This window comes from Halalkalibaculum sp. DA3122, assembly GCF_043951865.1.
Classification (GTDB): Bacteria; Bacteroidota; Rhodothermia; order Balneolales; family Balneolaceae; genus JAMQKA01.
On sequence record NZ_JBINJF010000118.1, the window covers coordinates 1 to 445 of the forward strand.

Below are 445 nucleotides of genomic sequence, written 5' to 3' on the forward strand. Positions count from 1 at the left end.
TCCGGCTCCCAGGAATACGGGCAGCTGTATTTTACGGACCACCTGGGCGATTACGGGAAGGCGCTCTACTCCTCGCTGAATGACCGGGCGAATGCCGCCCTGCTGGTCCAGCTGGATGAAAATGTGCAGCTGGCCTACAATCCCCAGCGGATGTCCACGGTAGCCGCATGGCAAGGCCAGCTTGACCTTAGCGAGACCAAATACCAGCTTTACCGGGGGGAAGGCGAACCTATGATTGACGGGCAGGAGCTGAACGGCCTGGAGCGGATGCACTGGAGCTACCAGGATCGATATGGGCAGCTGAATAACTTAGTCTCAGAGCGAACCCCGTATCCTGATGAGTGGCTGGACTACCACGGCCACTACCAGCATGGTGAAGACATCGTACTGTCGTACTCCATTATGGGGCGTAAGGTGTTGGAAAAGCCATCATCTCACATGCTGG

1 protein-coding gene is annotated in these 445 nt (G+C 56.9%); it reads left to right on the forward strand.

From position 1 onward, the window contains the following. A partial coding sequence (locus ACG2F4_RS19440) for a DUF6797 domain-containing protein (protein ID WP_395262601.1) occupies window positions 1–445 on the forward strand: 445 nt, incomplete at both ends.